Source organism: Halomonas sp. MMSF_3323, assembly GCF_030733595.1.
Classification (GTDB): Bacteria; Pseudomonadota; Gammaproteobacteria; order Pseudomonadales; family Halomonadaceae; genus Halomonas; species Halomonas litopenaei.
Genome location: NZ_JASHIT010000002.1, coordinates 120256 through 137394, shown reverse-complemented (window position 1 = coordinate 137394; position 17139 = coordinate 120256). Strand labels below are relative to the sequence as shown.

Below are 17139 nucleotides of genomic sequence, written 5' to 3'. Positions count from 1 at the left end.
CCAATCAAGCCGCCCAGCAGAAGCGCCCACGAGAACCGCCCGAGCGCGACGCCCCGCTGACGGCCCTTGTGCTGCCGACAAAAAAAACCGACCCCCGGCGCCAGGCGTCGGGGGTCGATCATCGTCACTAAGCCCTGGTCGGCGCAGGATCACTCCTGGCCCGAGGGTACGCGACTTACAGCTTCATATCTTCGAAGAACTTCTTCACCCCGTCGAAGAAGCTCGACTTCTTCGGCGAGTGCTGGGCGTTGCTGCCACCCAGGCTGTCCTGGAACTTGCGCAGCAGATCCTTCTGTTCCTCGCTGAGCTTGACCGGGGTTTCCACCACCACCCGGCACAACAGATCGCCGGCGGGGCCGCCGCGCACCGGCTTGACACCCTTGCCGCGCAGCCGGAACAGCTTGCCGGTCTGGGTTTCCGCCGGAATCTTCAGCTTCACCCGACCATCCAGCGTCGGCACTTCGAGCTCACCGCCAAGGGCGGCGTCGACGAAGTTGATCGGTACCTCACACTGCAGGTGACGCCCTTCGCGCTCGAAGATATGGTGCGGCTTGATCGCGACCTGCACATACAGGTCCCCGGGCGGACCGCCGTTGATACCGGCTTCGCCCTCGCCATTGAGACGAATGCGATCGCCGGAATCGACGCCGGCCGGAATCTTCACCGACAGGGTGCGGGTCTCGCGCACGCGACCTTCGCCATGACAGGCGTGGCACGGCACCTTGATGTGCTGGCCGCTGCCGTGACAGGTCGGGCAGGTCTGCTGCACGGCAAAGAAGCCCTGCTGCATGCGCACCTGACCGTGTCCGTGACAGGTCGGGCAGGTTTCCTTGGTGGAACCCGGCTCGGCACCTTCGCCGTCGCAGCGCTCACATTCGATGTGACGCGGCACACGGATGTCGACACTGGTGCCGGCCACCGCGCTCTCGAGGTCAAGCTCGAGGTTGTAGCGCAGGTCGCTGCCCCGCTGGGGCGCATTGGGGTTACGACGTCCGCCGCCACCGCCGAAGATGTCACCGAAGACATCACCGAAGATGTCACTGAAGCCGCCAGCCCCGGCGCCGCCAAAGCCACCACCGCCCTGGCCGTCGACGCCGGCATGGCCAAACTGGTCGTAGGCCGCACGCTTCTCGCTGTCGGTCAGGACCTCGTAGGCCTCGGACACTTCACGGAATTTTTCCGCTGAGGTGTCATCGTCCGGGTTACGGTCCGGGTGGTACTTCTGTGCCAGGCGCCGATAGGCCTTCTTGATGTCCTTCTGATCGGCACCGCGCTCGACACCTAGTACCTCGTAGTAGTCTCTCTTGGACATGGGTCTGTCCGCCTCCGTCGCGACGCTCAGCAACACCAACGCGGGAGTCCGGCTCCCGCGTTGGCGTCATCCGAGGTTCAGATGTCGTGGTTACTGCTTTTTCTGGTCGTCGTTGACTTCTTCATACTCGGCGTCGACCACGTCATCTTCCTTCTTGGCGCCAGCGTCGGCGTCACCCGCCTGCTGGCCAGCGTCCGCCTGTTCGGCGTACATCTTCTGCGCCAGGTTGCCGGAGGCCTCGGTCAGGGCGTCGAGCTTGGCCTGGATGGCATCCTTGTCGTCGCCCTGCAGCGCTTCCTCGAGCTCCTTGATGGCGCTCTCGATGGCCTGCTTCTCGTCTTCGGAGGCCTTGTCGCCGGCTTCCTCGAGGGTCTTGCGAGAGGCGTGGATCATGCCGTCGGCCTGGTTGCGCAGCGCCACCAGTTCCTCGAACTTCTTGTCCTCGTCGGCGTGGGCCTCGGCGTCGCGGACCATCTGCTCGATCTCATCGTCGGACAGGCCGCTGGAGGCCTTGATGACGATGGACTGTTCCTTGCCGGTGGCCTTGTCCTTGGCGGACACGTTGAGGATACCGTTGGCGTCCAGGTCGAAGGCGACCTCGATCTGCGGCACACCGCGCGGCGCCGGCGGAATGTCCGACAGGTCGAAGCGACCGAGCGACTTGTTGCCGCTGGACTGCTTGCGCTCACCCTGCAGCACGTGAATGGTCACGGCGGTCTGGTTGTCGTCCGCGGTGGAGAACACCTGGGTCTTCTTGGTCGGGATGGTGGTGTTCTTCTCGATCAGCGGCGTCATCACGCCACCCAGGGTCTCGATACCCAGTGTCAGCGGAGTCACGTCCAGCAGCAGCACGTCCTTGACGTCACCGCCGAGCACGCCGCCCTGGATCGCAGCACCCACGGCCACGGCTTCGTCCGGGTTGACGTCCTTGCGGGCGTCCTTGCCGAAGAACTCGGCGACCTTGGCCTGAACCATCGGCATACGGGTCTGGCCACCGACCAGGATGACGTCGTCGATCTCGGAGGCGGACAGGCCGGCGTCGGACAGTGCGGTCTTGCACGGCGCCAGTGAACGGCTCACCAGCTCTTCCACCAGCGACTCCAGCTTGGCCCGGGTCACCTTGACGTTGAGGTGCTTGGGACCGGTGTTGTCGGCGGTGATGTAAGGCAGGTTGACGTCGGTCTGCTGGGCGCTGGACAGCTCGATCTTGGCCTTCTCGGCGGCTTCCTTCAGGCGCTGCATGGCCAGGTTGTCGCCGGACAGGTCGATACCGCTGTCGGCCTTGAACTGGTCGACCAGGTAGTTGATCAGCTTGAGGTCGAAGTCCTCACCACCCAGGAAGGTGTCGCCGTTGGTGGCCAGCACCTCGAACTGCGTCTCGCCGTCGACGTCGGCCACTTCGATGATGGAGATATCGAAGGTACCGCCACCCAGGTCATAGACCGCGATGGTCTTGTCACCGCGCGACTTGTCCATGCCATAGGCAAGGGCAGCCGCGGTCGGCTCGTTGATGATGCGCTTGACCTCGAGACCGGCGATGCGACCCGCGTCCTTGGTGGCCTGACGCTGGCTGTCGTTGAAGTAGGCCGGCACGGTGATGACCGCCTCGGTCACTTCTTCGCCCAGGTAGTCCTCGGCGGTCTTCTTCATCTTCTTCAGCACTTCCGCGCTGACCTGGGGCGGTGCCAGCTTCTTGCCCTTGACCTCGACCCAGGCGTCGCCGTTGTCGGCTTCGGTGATGGTGTAGGGCACCATCTTGATGTCCTTCTGGACGACGTCGTCCTTGAAGCGACGGCCGATCAGGCGCTTGATCGCGTACAGGGTGTTTTCCGGGTTGGTCACCGCCTGACGCTTGGCCGCCTGACCCACCAGGGTCTCGCCATCATCGGTGTAGGCGATGATGGACGGGGTGGTACGTGCGCCTTCTGCGTTCTCGATCACCTTGGCGCTGTCGCCGTCGAGCACGGCCAGACAGGAGTTGGTGGTACCAAGGTCAATGCCGATGATGCGTCCCATAGGAAATCCTCGAATTCGTGTCTTGCGTAACTGAAGTTTGGCTTGCGGCGTTCGCCGCGGGGTTGCCGACTATCTGGGGGGCGTCTCCGCCGATTTCAAGGCCCCATGTTCAACTCCTGTCGACAACCCGTATCGGTCAGGCCCCGTGGGCCGGATGTTTCAGCCGGCCGCCTGGCTCACTACCACCATCGCCGGGCGCACCAGGCGTCCGTTGAGCACGTAGCCCTTCTGCATCACGTCGATGACGGTGTTGGGGTCGACCTCGGGGTTCGGCACCATGGCCATGGCCTCGTGGTACTGCGGGTCGAACGGCTCGCCCTGGGGCTCGACGATCTCGACGCCGAACTTGGCCAGTACGTCGAGCTGCATCTTCAGGGTCATGGAGACACCCTCGCGATGCACCTCGGAGGCGTCCTCACCCATGGCCTCAAGCGCCTTTTCCAGGCTGTCGACCACCGGAAGCAGGTCCTTGATGAACTTCTCCAGCGCAAACTTGCGCGCCTTCTCGGCCTCGGCTTCCGCCCGCCTGCGCACGTTCTGCGCCTCGGCGGCGGCACGCAGGGCCTGGTCCTTGGCCTCGGTCACGCTCTGCTCGAGCTCCTCGACGCGGGCCGCCAGCACCTCGGCCTCGGGGTTGTCACCGCCTTCCACGGCCTCGGCCTGTGCCTCATCCTCAGCCTGATCGACGATGTCCTCGAGTTCGCCCTCGACGGCCTCGGCAGCATCGACCGCCTGCTCCGGCTCGCCTTCCTGCTCCTGGCGAGCGAGTTCGTCATCCAACGGGGTCTGGGGATCTTTGGCCATGTGCAGCCTCCTGAAGAAGTCCAACAATTGCGGTAGCACCGCCTGTACAGTGGCTGGTCCGGGGACCAGAGGTTGCAGAGGTATATGGGGTTGGCCACAACAATCTCAAGGGGAAAGACGCAGATCCTGATCAGACTTTCCCCGGCAGGCCCAGGATTTGCCGCAGCGCTGACCCGCAACCACTGAAGTTGCTGCGCAAGGATGCATTGAGGGCGCGCCTGGACTACTGTATAAACAGACACCACATGGATGGATAAACAGTAATGCCACCCCCCATCCATTGCGCCATATCGATGCTCTAGCGATTGCGCGAGCGATTGCCGCACCCATCGCCCTGTACGACCGCCACCCTTGCACTGACCGTCGCACCGCTCGGTGACGCCACCAGGAGGCACGCATGCTGACCGAACTCTCGATCCAGGACTTCGCCATCGTCGACCACCTCGAACTCGAGCTCGAGGGCGGCATGACTGCCATCACCGGCGAGACCGGCGCCGGCAAGTCGATCCTGCTTGGCGCCCTGGGCCTGTGTCTCGGCGAACGCGCCGACGCCGGCAGCGTGCGCCACGGCCAGTCCAGAGCCGACCTGAGCGCGCGCTTCGACATTGCCAACCTGCCCAACGCCCGGGCCTGGCTTGCCAACCGAGAACTGCCCGATGACGACTGCCTGCTGCGTCGCGTGGTCACTAAAAGCGGTCGCTCCAAGGCCTGGATCAACGGCCAGCCGGCCACCATCGCCGACCTCAAGTCGCTGGGCGAGACCCTGATCGAGATCCACGGCCAGCACGCCCACCAGGCCCTGCTGGCCGAGGACACCCACCTGCGCCTGCTCGACGACCTGGCCGGCCACCGTGAATCGGTGAGTCGGCTGGCCGAGCTCTACCGTGAGTGGCAGTCCACCCGGCGACAACTGAAACGGCTGGCCGACGACGGCGATGAAATCCGCGCCCGTCGCCAGCTGTTGCGCTATCAGGTGGAAGAACTCGACCAACTCGGCCTGGGCGAAGACGAGCTCGAACAGCTCGAACGTGAACAGGAGCTGCTGGCCCACGCCGAGTCGCGCCTGGCGGAGACCCAGTTCGCGCTCGACTGCTGCGATGGCGAGGAAGGCGGTGCCCTACCCCTGCTCCACCAGGCAAGCCAACACCTGGCCGCCCTGCCCGGCAGCGACAAGGGAGCCCTGGCCAACGCCATCGCCTTGCTGGGTGACGCCAGCATTCAGCTCGAGGAAGCCGGCCGCGAACTGCATCAGGTGGTCGCCGACGTGGAGCTGGACCCGGAGCGCCTGGCCTGGGTAGAGCAGCGCCTGGGCGAGGCTCACCGCATCGCTCGCAAGCACCATGTACTGCCGGACGAGATCGTCGCCCTGCACCAGCGCCTGACGGCAGAACTTCAGGGGCTGGAGGGCGGTGACGAGGACCTCGAGGCGCTGACCGAGAAGGCCGACGCCCTCAAGGCAGAATGGCGTGCCCTGGCAGAGACCGTCAGCGCCGCTCGCCACAAGGCCGCCAAGCGTTTCGGCAAGGAAGTCCAGCAGCAACTGGCGTTTCTGGCCATGGGCAAGGCCCGCTTCGAGGTCGACGTCAGTCGGCGCGATGCCGCTACCCCAGAGGGCATGGACCGGGTGCGCTTCCTGATCGCCGCCAACCCCGGCCAGCCGCCACGCCCGCTGGCCAAGGTAGCCTCCGGTGGCGAGCTGTCGCGTATCAGCCTGGCCATCCAGGTGATCGCCGCCCAGCACTCCACCATCCCCAGCCTGGTGTTCGATGAGGTCGACGTCGGGGTATCCGGTGCCACCGCCGAGATCGTCGGCCAGTTGCTCAAGCGACTGGGCCAGGGCGGCCAGGTACTGACGGTGACCCACCTGCCCCAGGTCGCCGCCCAGGCCCACCACCATCTGCACATCGAGAAGAAGGCACGCAAGGATTCCACCCGCACCCGCATGGCACACCTCGACGAAGCCGGGCGGGTCGGCGAGCTGGCACGCATGCTCGGCGGCGTCAAACTCTCGGACCAGACCCTGGCCCATGCCCGCGAGATGCTCGACGCAAGCCAAAGGGCGCACCACTAGGCCCGGCGAACCCAGGCAGCACAGAAAAGCGCTACTGAAGAGCAGTACGCAAGAAAAAGCAGCATTTTACAGTGAGCCCACAACGCAAGCGCCACGCCCCCAACTGACGGGGACGTGGCGCTTTTGTGTACCCACTGACCGCACAGCGCTGATCACATCTTCCAGACACGAGAAAGCCTCCGCCCGGGGGCAGAGACTCTTGCTCAGCGCTACGCGCAGAGGGATCCGTTACTTCTTGGCGATGCCTTCCTGACGCGTCGCCTTGGAACCCTTGGGTCTGACGTAGAGGACCAGCGCGTGATCGACGAGTTCGAAGCCGTGCTCCTCGGCGATCTCCTGCTGCCGACGCTCGATGGTCTCGTCGAAGAACTCGATGATCTCACCGCTTTCCAGGCACACCATATGGTCGTGATGCTCTTCCTGGGAGAGCTCGAAGACCGCATGGCCACCGTCGAAATTGTGTCGGATCACCAGGCCCGCCGACTCGAACTGAGTCAGCACGCGATACACCGTCGCCAGGCCCACATCTTCACCGGCTTCGAGAAGCGTCTTGTACACGTCCTCGGCGCTGAGGTGGTGCTGATCGGTGGCAGATTCGAGGATCTGCAGGATCTTTACGCGCGGCAGAGTGACTTTCAGTCCAGCCTTGCGCAATTCATGGTTCTTGTCGGCCATGGTTGCTCTTCGCAGTATCAGGTAGGGTCGGGTATGATCGACCGACCCCACGATAGTGAAGAACAGGCGCAAATGCAAAAGTTGACCGGAATTGTCACCCTTTCACTGGCCCTGGCGCTGACCAGCGGCTGCACCTACTTCAGCGTGTACAAGCGCGACCTGGCACAGGGCAACCTGGTGACCAACAGCATGGTCGAACAGCTGCGCCCCGGCATGTCCCGACAGGAGGTCATCAACCTCATGGGCTCGCCGCTGCTGGAGGCCCCGTTCAGCGCCGACCAGTGGGACTACGTCTACCGTCTCGACGAAGCTTACGGCGACGTGATGCAAAGACGCGTCACCCTGACCTTCGCCGGCAACAACCTGGTCAATATCGACCGGGAAGGCGACTTCAGCATGAACCCGGACGTGGCAGGCAAGCATAGCTACGGCGTAGGCCCCACCAGCGGCGGCGGCGACGATAACCCCGAGGGCGAAGCCAATATCGAGCCGATCTACAACCGCACCGTGGACCCCGAGCGCGAGTAAGCCGTTGGCGCCAGCGAGAACACGCATCAGGGTGGCCACAACGGCCACCCTGGTTGGTTCTACGCCTGGTTGGTTCTACACCTAGGTGCTTCCATGCGCAGCGCCTTCGCTCAGACGGCGACGCACCTGCCCCGGCCGCCCAGGGTCGCTAGGAGGAAGAGCGGCTACGAGCCGCCCTCTCTGCCCTCGCCGCCTTGGGATCGATCTTCAACGGTCGATAGACCTCTACGCGATCACCGTCACGCAGTATCTGCCGTGAGGGTTCTTTCAACGCCTTGCCGAAGATACCGAGACTGGCCTCGCTGAAGGTTTCCACAGGCAGTTCGGGAAACAGCGACGGCAGGTCGGCCAACGCCAGCGCTTCGCTGGCGGTCGTGCCCTTGGCGACGCGCAGCGCGACAAGACGTTGCTTGTGCGGCAAGGCAAAGGCCACTTCCACGCGAAGCACCTCGTCGCTTGCGTCTTCCTTTATATCTGGCCCCGCCGAGTGATCGGCGGGTGCCGGCTCGACGCGAGGAGTCGAGGGTCTTGCGCTGTCAGCGCCCATAGAGCTCATCGGCACGCCGCGTGAAGGCATCCACCTGCTGGCCCGCGATCTGCTGGAAGACCTTGCCAAAGGCCATGCCGAGCAGCCGGCTGGAGAACTCGAAGTCCATCTCCAGGCTGACCTTGCACACGTTCTCGCCCATGGTGATGAATTTCCAGCGTCCGTCCAGTCGCTTGAACGGCCCCTTTACCAGCGACAGCTCGATACGGTCAGGTTCGTGCAGGTCATTTCGGGTGACGATGGTCTGCTCGATGCCGGCCCGCCCCAGGGTCATTTCGCCGATCAGGTGCGATTCGTCCTTCTCCAGCAGCCGCGCGCGACGACAGCCCGGCAGAAACTCCGGATAGCGCTCGAAATCGTTGACCAGATCGAACATCTGCTTGGGGGTGTGCCGCACCATGGCGGACCGATTGACGGTTGGCATTGACCTCTCCGCTGACTTCCAGAAGCCCAGGGCGTATCATGAGCGGTTATTTCGGCCTCAAATGGTAGCACGCTTCCCCGGCAGAACTGGAGACAGCCGAAAGGGGGACCGACGGGCAGCGCCGCCGTGGCAACCGCCTGGCGTCGACCCGGAAGGCTACACATCGGGCCACATCGGTTACGACACCGCTTCCACGACCGATTCAGACATCAAGAGGTTCCATGGCCAGCAAGAAGGGAAAGGACAAGGGTCCCGGCAACAACACCATCGCTCAGAACAAGAAGGCGCGCTTCGAATACCATATCGACGAGTCCTTCGAGGCCGGGCTGGTGCTGGCGGGATGGGAGGTCAAGAGCCTGCGTGCCGGCAAGGCCCAGCTCACCGACACCTACATTCTAGTGAAGAACGGCGAGGCCTGGTTGCTCGGCAGCCATATCATGCCGCTCAACACCACCAGCACCCACGAGGTGGCGGACCCCACGCGCACGCGCAAGCTGCTGCTTCATCGCAAGGAGATCGCCAAGATCTTCTCGCGCACCCAGGACAAGGGGCACACCTGTGTGCCGCTGAAGCTGTACTGGAAAGGCAGCCGGGTGAAGTGTGAGCTGGCGCTGGTGACGGGCAAGAAGCTCCACGACAAGCGCGCCACCGAGAAGGATCGCGACTGGCAGCGTCAGAAGGGCCGCGTCATGCGGGAACAAAACCGCGCCTGAGCCGTCAGATGTAGTACAGACCGCCGGATCTTTGGTACACTGGCGGGGCGTTACGGGGGCGACATGGTTTCGACGCCGATGACAACCCCTGAGGTGCATGCCGAGAGCGTGATGTATCTCGTAAATCCAACATCACGACTAAATAGTCGCAAACGACGAAAACTACGCTCAGGGCGCGCTGGCAGCGTAAAAACTGCTAGCTTCTAGTCCTACCCGGCGGCGACGTGCTCATCCGTTGCCAATGGGCTACGAGCCAAGATAGGTGAGATCGCGGTTGGCGCTGTCCTCTCGTCAATCGCTAAACTTTGGAGGAATCGCGTTTCGGGATCCTGCCCGTCGGAGCCCGAGGCGTTAAATCAAATGACGGAACTAAGCATGTAGAGCCAATGGGCGAGTGTCGGCGGACGCGGGTTCGATTCCCGCCGCCTCCACCAACACCGACGAAAGAACCTCCCTTGTGGAGGTTTTTTTGTGCCCGACAGTTTCCAAAGGCAAAGAAGACCCAAGGGCGAGGTCGGCGCTCTCTACAGACCCAGGGGTTCGATTCCCGCCGCCTCTACCAACACCGACGAAAAGGCCACCTCATCTGAAGGTGGCTTTTTTGTACCCGGAAGATACGGTGAGCCAAGGGCGAGGTCGGCGCTCTCTACAGACCCAGGGGGTTCGATTCCCGCCGACTCCACCAACACCAGAAAGATGCCACCTTCCCAAAGGTGGCATTTTTCGTTTCAGGGCACACCCCCAGAAAAGCAGAGCCAAGGGCAAAGTCGGCGCTCTCTACAGACCCAGGGGTTCGATTCCCGCTGCCTCCATCAACACCGACGAAAATGCCACCTTGTGTATCAAGGTGGCGTTTGCTGCTGGAAGATCTCGAGCCCCAGCGACGATGGCCAGGTAAGCGCGTGACAGTGCCTGTGATGGCGGAGAGGTAGGTGGCGTCGGCTCTCACTCTTCCTGACGCTTTCCTTCGACAGGTGTGAGCGGGCTGTAGTCCTTGCGCGTGGCCAGGAACTCGGGGCGAGGCTTGTTGCCGCAGTAGGGATCGTGGAGGGTATTCTCGACACTGTTATAGACGAAGAACAGATTGCTCCTCGGCCAGCAGGACATATTGATATTGGAGCCGTGCAGCGTATTGCACTCGAACATCACCAATGAGCCAGAATCGCCTTTCGGCGCCTCTATATCGTTCTCCAGCATCAGTTTCTTCAGGCTGGCGGCATCAGGAACACCGATGTCCTGGCTCTTCAATGACTCCTTGTAGTTGTCCTCCGGGGTGCGTCCGACACAAGGAACGAACTGCTTGTGGGACCCGGGAATCAGCATCAATGGGCCGTTGAATTCACCGTTATCCGTCAGGATGATCGAGCAGCTCAGTGACCGCATCCGAGGCATGCCGTCTTCGCTATGCCAGGTCTCGAAGTCCGAGTGCCAGTCAAAACCTTTCCCCTTGAAGCCGGGCTTGTAGTTGATACGCGACTGATGGATGTAGACGTCGCTACCGAGTATCTGCTGCACCATGGCCAATAGCCTCGGGTCCCGTGTCAGACGGCTGAAACGATCCGAGACTTGATGTATGCCGAAGATCGACCGGATCTCCTGTTTTCCGGGCTCCAGCACCGTCCCTTCGGACAATTTGAGGTCCTCGTCTTCCTCGTACTCCCGCAATTCCTGGATAAAGGCATCCATCTCCTCCTTGTCGAAGAAGTTCTCGAAAGAGAGAAAGCCTTTTCTATCAAACTCATCAAGCTCTTCTTCGCTGAGGGGGCCGTTCGCTCGCTGCTGTTCATCGCAATGAACGACCGGGTCGATGCGCTCGAACATGCCCAGCTTGCGCTCCAGGCGTGTCGGAAAAAGATCCTGTGTATCTCGCATGGTGGCTTGCTCCCTTGTCATGGCAGAATCGCTGAACGAAAGACGAAGACGCCACGCCTGCCCGAGTCACCAATAAACCGTCGCGGACAAGACTCGATGGGCGCTTTATGTCAAAGCTGTTGCAATAGCGTCTAAACAACGTCAATTCGAAAGTCATCAAGGTAATCCTTTACGTCGCCATCAGACGCTGCCAGAGCAGGGCGCTGTTTCGTACTTCTTATTGAAAAGAGTTGTAACGCCGTGTGACTTCACTTCTTCACATTACTTCGAATCTCGACGGTCAGATTCAGCGGCGGCCAAGGTAGCACCGCTGTGCCCAGGCAAAAGCGCAAAAACCTCCAGCGAAAGGACACCTCCACGAAAGAACACAGGCCGACACACTCCCTGGCGAACGTCGCTCTTCCTTTCATATGATTTCGCCCACTCGCCTCTGGATACGTTTCGGTATTCAGGCAACTGGCGTTGAAGACGTAAATGGCAAGTGATTATGCTGGGACTGATCCGGGTCGAACCTGGCGGAGTCTGGCTTTTCGTCGTTGGGTCTGTCGAGCCTGCCAGGCAGCAAACTATTAACGCCGGTACGACAATCTTCTTTCCCTTCAAGGAGGTAACCATGCCAGCGAAATCGAAAGCCCAGCAGATGGCGGCAGGAGCGGCCCTCGCTGCCAAGCGCGGAGAACAGAAGGTGAGCGAACTCGACGGTGCCGCCCGGTCGATGTACGACTCGATGAGCGAAGACGAACTGGAAAAGATGGCGTCGGCCGAGCGTACCGGCAAGCCCAGGCACGATTCGCAGTCCTAGGGCTTGTCTGAAAAGTGCCTGCGCTCGGTAATACGGCGTTAAAAATCGGATCAAAATGCTCATTTACACCCCGTAAACTGCGCTTTCTCACCGATTTTTGCCTTGTCTAACCTTCGATCGTCGACTTTTCGGACAGCGCCTAGCCAGAGAACAGCGCCGGATCAAGGCTCCCGTCGATCCTTAAGCGTAGATTAAGGTTTTGCGCCCCATACTGCCTGAGAGACAGTTGGGTAGATCGACGGAGAAGACGCCATGCGGGCACTACTGGTGGAGGATGACCCTCTGTTGGGGGACGGTATCAAGGTCGCACTTGAACGAGAGGGCTATGCAGTCGACTGGTTCACCTGCGGCAAGCCGGCCCTCGAGGCGCTGACCCTGGAGGCGTTCTCGGTGGTGATCCTCGACCTTGGCCTGCCCGACTGCGATGGACTGGAGGTCCTGAGACGCCTGCGCCAGCAAACTGCCCTGCCGGTCCTGATCCTGACCGCCCGTGACGCCGTGGAAGAACGTATCCAGGGCTTGGACGCCGGGGCAGACGACTATGTACTGAAGCCCTTCGACCTCCAGGAACTGCTGGCGCGCCTGCGCGTGGTGATTCGACGAGCGGCCGGTCGCGCCAGTTCCACCATCGACGTCGGCACACTGTGCATCGATGAGGCTCGCCATTGTGTCGACTGGGAGGGACGCGGTATCGCCCTGAGTCGTCGCGAGTTCGCCCTGCTGATCGAGCTCGCCCGTCATCCCGGCCAGGTACTGTCGCGTCCCCGCCTGGAGAGCCTGCTCTACGGCTGGGGCGAAGAACTCGAGTCCAACGCGCTGGAAGTTCACGTACATCATCTTCGCAAGAAGCTGCACAAGGAGATGATCACCACGGTGCGTGGCATCGGCTATCGCCTCAATACCGACTTCCTGGCCATCACCCCGTGATGTCGATCCATCGCTATCTTTTCCGCACCCTGGCCCTATCCCTGGCCATGGTGGCGCTATTGTCGGTGGTGGCCGCCTGGCTGATCTCGCAAAACGAGCTGGAGGAGATCCTCGATGCCCAGCTCGCCTTCACCGGCAGGGGGCTGATGAGCATGCTCCCCGAGGCACCCGAGGCAGACGACTATCAACGTCTGGCCCGATGGATGGACCAGCGCAAGGCCAGCGCCCACCTGTACACCGACAGCGGCACGTCCGATGACCTGCCGGTGGCACCCGGCCAGACCTATCACCACGAAGAGCGCAAGATGGGCTTCGGACTGTGGACCGAGACCGGCCAGCCGGTGGTGATTGGCCCTGGATGGCAAGACGTCGATCGCCAGCCCCAGATGCCGCCACCTGGTGAGCAGGGTTTCGAGTGGCGATCGCTGGGCGAGTCTCGCTGGCGGGTCTTTGCCCTGCATGACCCGGGTCGTGGTCTGTGGCTACAGATCGGTATCGAGCAGGACTTCTTTCTCGACATCATCGAGCGCATCGCGCTCAATCACCTCTGGCCCATGCTACTGCTGATGCCGCTGTGCCTGCTGCTGGCGCTGCGTCATATCCGGCGCGGCCTGCGCCCCATCGAGCGACTATCGCAGCAGGTGGAGCATCGCGACTCCGCCGACCTCAGCCGCATAGCACTGGACGTACCGACGGAACTGGCTGGCCTCAGAGGGTCGCTCAATGACTTTATCGGGCGACTCAAGGCGACCCTGGAAAAGGAGAGACGTTTTACCGCCGATGCCGCCCACGAGCTGCGCACTCCGCTGGCAGCCCTCAAGATCCACCTGGACAACGCCCTGGCGGGCGAAGGCGACGCCCTGCCCAAGGCTCGTCAGGGTGTCGAACGACTCCAGCGCGTGGTAGAGCAGCTTCTGGTACTCGCACGGGTCGATCGCCACACCGCCGCGGCACCGGAAAGCGTAGACCTGCGCTCCCTGCTGCTGGACCTCGCGGCCGAGCTCTGGCCGCTGGCCGACGCCCGTGGCCAGCAACTCCGCCTGGAAGACGTCGACCCGACCACGGTCATGGGCAATGCCACGGAGCTCGGCATCATGATCCGCAATCTGCTGGACAACGCGCTGCGCTACACACCCGACGGTGGCACCATCGAAGCCATCCTCCAGGCAGAGCCCCAGGGTGTTCGCCTAAGCATCCTCGATAGCGGCCCCGGCATTCCCGATACGCACATGGAGCGTGTCGCCGAGCGCTTCCATCGCGCCAGCGACGCCACCATCACCGGTAGCGGTCTGGGCCTTTCCATCGTGCTTGCACTGGCTCATCAGCAAGAGGTCGAAGTCAGCCTGAACAACCGTGAGTCTGGAGGGTTGAACGCCACGCTCCGCTGGCGTCAGCACGCCAGCGCCGCGAGGTGAAGCGCTTTCACTGGCCGTCACCGGCCCACCCGGAGGAAAACGTCACAGCTGTCCGCCCATTTGCTCCAAAGCTCATCGTGAAGAGGCACGGAAATACCAGAATGCTTTCCTGATGTAACAGGGGGCCACGTAAAGCTTTGCCCGAATCGGCAACCAAGGTCGACTCGACTAAAGACAACGGCACTTTATCAGCGCTGTCTCAGCGCCTGACAACGCCTGCCTACTATGATTTTCTTCTCTGAGCCAGACGCCGGCATTTACACTTTTTTCACCGCCAGGACAACAATATAGCGCCCTGTATCACGCAAGCATTGACCGACAATTCTATACTCAAACGCGGATCCATCATGCTGGCGTGGCGACCACTCAGCCCGGCAGGAGCCTTTGCTCTACGCGCCAGGTCATGCTAATCAATGAAGAGGTTGTCTTAAGGCCTTACTACAAGGGACCCACCCCGACCCATGCCGCCCATCTTTATTACCTACCCGCAGGTCGCCCAGGCCATACAAGGAGTACACACGCCCTGGCTCGTCGTCCTGTCGTGTCTGGTGGCACTGGTATCGGTGTATTCGGCCATGGCCGTCGGCGAACGCGTTCACTCTGCGCGATGGCAACATCGACGCAGGGCCTGGTGGCTGGCCGGTGGCACCATGATGGGGCTAGGCATCTGGAGCATGCACTTCACCGGCATGCTCGCCTATCGTCTGCCCTTTCCCGCCCATCATGGTCTGTGGCTGACCCTGGCTTCTTTGCTGCCGGCGGTGGTCGCCGGCCTGATCGCCGTGGCGGCGATGGCTCGCAGGGGACTGTCCACCACGCGCAAGATCATCGCGGGATGCCTGCTGGGGCTGGGTATCGCCACCATGCACTACACCGGCATGGCAGCCATGGAGGCGCCTGCCAGCATGCGCTTCGCTCCCATTCCCTTGCTGCTGTCACTGGTGATCTCGCTGCCCTTTGGTATCGCCAGCATCTACAGCTTCCATGCGTCCAGACATTTGCCCCGCGTGCAGGGCATTCGCCTGGGCAGCCTGCTGGCAGCAGTTTTCGCCGCCCTGGCCATCTGCAGCATGCACTATTCGGCCATGATGGCGGTGTACTTTCTGCCGGACCCAGGCTGGCAGGCGACGGCACCAATGGCCCATCACGGCTCGCTACTGGCCACCGCCGTCGCCGTGCTGTCATTTCTGTTTGCGGTGGCCACCCTGGTCACGGTGCTTGTCGACAGGCGACTACAGGACAGCGCCATGCGCATGCAGGTCTCACGCCGCCAGTTGGTGGATGTCATCGAATCGATGCACGATGGCGTCGTACTGCTGGATCAGCGTGCCCGCATGATCATGTGCAACCACGCCTTCGAGACCCTGACAGGAGTGCCCCACACCGACCTCCAGGGCCACTCGATGCTCAAGCTCAACACCCTGCTGCGGCTCGATCAGCATCGCAGCCAGGTACTGCGCTCGCTGCGAGAAAATGGCGCCTGGATCGGCGATGTCGAGGTCCGACACCGCCAAGGTCGCCGCTTCCCTGCGCGCCTGAGCATCAATCGTGTACGCGCCGACGAGGAAGGAAGTGGGCATTTTGTCGCCACCCTCAGCGATACCTCCGCCCACCATGACGCCCAGCAGCATATCCGTTACCAGGCCTATCACGACGGTCTGACCACCTTGCCCAATCGCAGCTCGCTGCAGGAGCGCATCCACGCCCTGCAACTGGCCAGCGACATCAGTGGCCGGCACATCATGTTGCTGCTGGTGGATATCGACAACTTCAAGGGCATCAATGATGCCCTCGGTCAGGCCACCGGGGATCGCCTGCTCAAGGCGCTGGCGGCCCGTCTCAGGCCCTGGGCCAGGCAAGCCAACGATCTGGCGCGGCTGAGCAGCAATGAATTTGCGCTGCTCTACGACGGTCTCTCGGTCTCCCCTGAGAATGCCATGGGGCAGGCCAGGGAAAAGGCACGCAGCGTACTGGAATCCTTGAACGGCGACTATTCGCTGGCCGGCGAGCGCCACAGCTGCCGCGTCAGCGGCGGCTACCTGTTGTTTCGTGGCGGTGACCTCGGCGTCAGCGAACTGCTCAAGCGCGCTGGCCTGGCCCTGCTCGAGAGCAAGAGCGAGGCCGCCCAGCGTCCTTGCGCCTTTGAAGCCAGCATGGTCGAGCGCCTGAATGCTCGACTCAGGCTCGAGCGACAGCTCAAGGACGCGGTCGTCGGCGAGCAATTGCGCCAGTACCTGCAGCCTCAGGTCGATCACCAGGGCACGATTACCGGCGCAGAGGTACTGCTGCGCTGGGAGCATCCGGAGCTGGGGCTGGTCTCGCCGAGTGCCTTCATCAGCCTGGCCGAGGACACCGGCCAGATCATCGAACTGGGCAACTGGGTGCTGCGCAAGACCTGTGAGCTGCTGGCCGACTGGCAACACGACCCCCACAGAAGCGCCTGGACCCTGTCGGTCAACGTCAGCGCCCGGGAATTCCAGCGCGCCGACTTCGTCACCGGCGTGGAGAGGGCCCTGACGGATACCGGGGCGCCTGCAAGCCAGCTGACCCTGGAGCTCACCGAGTCCTTGATGCTGGGTGAGGCCTATCCGGTCATCGATACCCTGACCCACCTGCGCACCCTCGGGGTGCGCTTCGCCATCGATGACTTCGGTACCGGCTACTCCTCTCTGGCCTACCTCAAGCGCCTCCCGCTGGACAGCCTGAAGATCGATGTGGCCTTCGTCCGCGATCTGACCGATGACCCCACTGCGGCTCCCATCGCCCAGACCATCATCGCCCTCGCCCAGACCCTGCAACTCGGTGTCATCGCCGAGGGTGTCGAAACCGTGGAGCAGCAAAAGCGGCTGCTGGAGCTGGGCTGTCGTTCATTCCAGGGTTACCTGTACTCGAAGCCCCTTCCCCTCCATCAATTCCTGGCCCTGTCGTCGCGCCGCCGACTGCCGGCAGGTGGATCGGCGATGCCACTGCTTCAGGGCTGACGATTTCTCTGACATGGGCATATGCGAGAAGGTCTCGACGCGGGTACGCCTC

The 17139-nt window shown here is 62.4% G+C and carries 14 protein-coding genes and 1 other RNA gene; 8 read left to right on the top strand and 7 right to left on the bottom strand.

The features are described from left to right. Positions 1-175: 175 nt before the first annotated feature. The 3 genes from dnaJ to grpE all read right to left on the bottom strand — a co-directional run bounded on the left by dnaJ (position 176) and on the right by grpE (position 4132). A complete protein-coding gene (dnaJ, locus tag RBB39_RS01675; protein WP_045992286.1) occupies positions 176-1312 on the bottom strand; it encodes a molecular chaperone DnaJ in 1137 nt (378 codons plus the stop codon). Positions 1313-1402: 90 nt separating this feature from the next. Beyond that, positions 1403-3328, bottom strand: coding sequence for a molecular chaperone DnaK (gene dnaK / locus RBB39_RS01670; RefSeq protein ID WP_045992287.1), 1926 nt, complete (start codon positions 3326-3328; stop codon positions 1403-1405). 159 nt (positions 3329-3487) lie between these two features. Next, on the bottom strand, positions 3488-4132 hold the full coding sequence (grpE, locus tag RBB39_RS01665; RefSeq protein WP_045992288.1) for a nucleotide exchange factor GrpE: 645 nt from the start codon (positions 4130-4132) through the stop codon (positions 3488-3490). 397 nt (positions 4133-4529) lie between these two features. Here grpE and recN point away from each other — a divergent pair, with 397 nt between their 5' ends. Beyond that, a complete protein-coding gene (gene recN, locus RBB39_RS01660) occupies positions 4530-6203 on the top strand; it encodes a DNA repair protein RecN (protein WP_045992289.1) in 1674 nt (557 codons plus the stop codon). A 228-nt stretch (positions 6204-6431) separates the two neighbouring features. Here the strand turns inward: recN and fur are convergent, their stop codons facing one another. Further along, a complete protein-coding gene (gene fur / locus RBB39_RS01655) occupies positions 6432-6878 on the bottom strand; it encodes a ferric iron uptake transcriptional regulator (protein ID WP_045992290.1) in 447 nt (148 codons plus the stop codon). 72 nt (positions 6879-6950) lie between these two features. Here fur and RBB39_RS01650 point away from each other — a divergent pair, with 72 nt between their 5' ends. After that, the gene (locus tag RBB39_RS01650; RefSeq protein WP_045992301.1) at positions 6951-7406 is read left to right on the top strand and encodes an outer membrane protein assembly factor BamE; all 456 of its coding nucleotides are present in this window, start codon (positions 6951-6953) and stop codon (positions 7404-7406) included. Positions 7407-7554: 148 nt separating this feature from the next. Here RBB39_RS01650 and RBB39_RS01645 read toward each other — a convergent pair whose 3' ends face one another. Both RBB39_RS01645 and RBB39_RS01640 read right to left on the bottom strand, forming a co-directional pair. Further along, positions 7555-7854 carry an RnfH family protein gene (locus RBB39_RS01645; protein WP_045992291.1) on the bottom strand — a complete coding sequence of 100 codons (300 nt, stop codon included), beginning with the start codon at positions 7852-7854 and terminating at the stop codon, positions 7555-7557. An 88-nt stretch (positions 7855-7942) separates the two neighbouring features. Further along, positions 7943-8377, bottom strand: coding sequence for a type II toxin-antitoxin system RatA family toxin (locus RBB39_RS01640; RefSeq protein WP_045992292.1), 435 nt, complete (start codon positions 8375-8377; stop codon positions 7943-7945). Between the two features lie 221 nt (positions 8378-8598). Here RBB39_RS01640 and smpB point away from each other — a divergent pair, with 221 nt between their 5' ends. Both smpB and ssrA read left to right on the top strand, forming a co-directional pair. After that, entirely contained in the window at positions 8599-9090 is a 492-nt protein-coding gene (gene smpB / locus RBB39_RS01635) for an SsrA-binding protein SmpB (RefSeq protein WP_045992293.1), read from the top strand. Positions 9091-9144: 54 nt separating this feature from the next. Next, positions 9145-9524, top strand: a transfer-messenger RNA (tmRNA) gene (gene ssrA / locus RBB39_RS01630). A 511-nt stretch (positions 9525-10035) separates the two neighbouring features. Here ssrA and thpD read toward each other — a convergent pair. Then, positions 10036-10983 (bottom strand): ectoine hydroxylase, encoded by a 948-nt coding sequence (gene thpD, locus RBB39_RS01625; protein ID WP_249742732.1) that lies wholly within the window; start codon positions 10981-10983, stop codon positions 10036-10038. 592 nt (positions 10984-11575) lie between these two features. Between thpD and RBB39_RS01620 the strand changes: the two genes are divergently transcribed. The 4 genes from RBB39_RS01620 (at position 11576) to RBB39_RS01605 (ending at position 17087) form a co-directional block, all read left to right on the top strand. Further along, positions 11576-11764, top strand: coding sequence for a DUF3008 family protein (locus tag RBB39_RS01620; protein WP_045992303.1), 189 nt, complete (start codon positions 11576-11578; stop codon positions 11762-11764). 252 nt (positions 11765-12016) lie between these two features. Further along, positions 12017-12691 carry a response regulator transcription factor gene (locus RBB39_RS01615; protein WP_045993176.1) on the top strand — a complete coding sequence of 225 codons (675 nt, stop codon included), beginning with the start codon at positions 12017-12019 and terminating at the stop codon, positions 12689-12691. Then, complete coding sequence (locus tag RBB39_RS01610; RefSeq protein WP_239452562.1) at positions 12691-14106, top strand: ATP-binding protein; 1416 nt, start codon at positions 12691-12693, stop codon at positions 14104-14106. The genes RBB39_RS01615 and RBB39_RS01610 overlap by 1 nt, the downstream gene beginning before the upstream one ends. 461 nt (positions 14107-14567) lie before the next feature. Beyond that, a complete protein-coding gene (locus tag RBB39_RS01605) occupies positions 14568-17087 on the top strand; it encodes an EAL domain-containing protein (RefSeq protein WP_045993174.1) in 2520 nt (839 codons plus the stop codon). The last annotated feature ends 52 nt before the right edge of the window (positions 17088-17139 follow it).

Excerpts from the sequence above, each read along its gene's own strand:
- RBB39_RS01605 (WP_045993174.1), top strand. The coding sequence starts at position 14,568 with ATGCCGCCCATCTTTATTACCTACCCGCAGGTCGCCCAGGCCATACAA.
- RBB39_RS01640 (WP_045992292.1), bottom strand. The coding sequence starts at position 8,377 with ATGCCAACCGTCAATCGGTCCGCCATGGTGCGGCACACCCCCAAGCAG.
- grpE (WP_045992288.1), bottom strand. The coding sequence starts at position 4,132 with ATGGCCAAAGATCCCCAGACCCCGTTGGATGACGAACTCGCTCGCCAG.
- fur (WP_045992290.1), bottom strand. The coding sequence starts at position 6,878 with ATGGCCGACAAGAACCATGAATTGCGCAAGGCTGGACTGAAAGTCACT.
- RBB39_RS01620 (WP_045992303.1), top strand. The coding sequence starts at position 11,576 with ATGCCAGCGAAATCGAAAGCCCAGCAGATGGCGGCAGGAGCGGCCCTC.
- RBB39_RS01610 (WP_239452562.1), top strand. The coding sequence starts at position 12,691 with ATGTCGATCCATCGCTATCTTTTCCGCACCCTGGCCCTATCCCTGGCC.
- thpD (WP_249742732.1), bottom strand. The coding sequence starts at position 10,983 with ATGACAAGGGAGCAAGCCACCATGCGAGATACACAGGATCTTTTTCCG.
- RBB39_RS01615 (WP_045993176.1), top strand. The coding sequence starts at position 12,017 with ATGCGGGCACTACTGGTGGAGGATGACCCTCTGTTGGGGGACGGTATC.
- dnaK (WP_045992287.1), bottom strand. The coding sequence starts at position 3,328 with ATGGGACGCATCATCGGCATTGACCTTGGTACCACCAACTCCTGTCTG.
- smpB (WP_045992293.1), top strand. The coding sequence starts at position 8,599 with ATGGCCAGCAAGAAGGGAAAGGACAAGGGTCCCGGCAACAACACCATC.
- recN (WP_045992289.1), top strand. The coding sequence starts at position 4,530 with ATGCTGACCGAACTCTCGATCCAGGACTTCGCCATCGTCGACCACCTC.
- RBB39_RS01650 (WP_045992301.1), top strand. The coding sequence starts at position 6,951 with ATGCAAAAGTTGACCGGAATTGTCACCCTTTCACTGGCCCTGGCGCTG.
- dnaJ (WP_045992286.1), bottom strand. The coding sequence starts at position 1,312 with ATGTCCAAGAGAGACTACTACGAGGTACTAGGTGTCGAGCGCGGTGCC.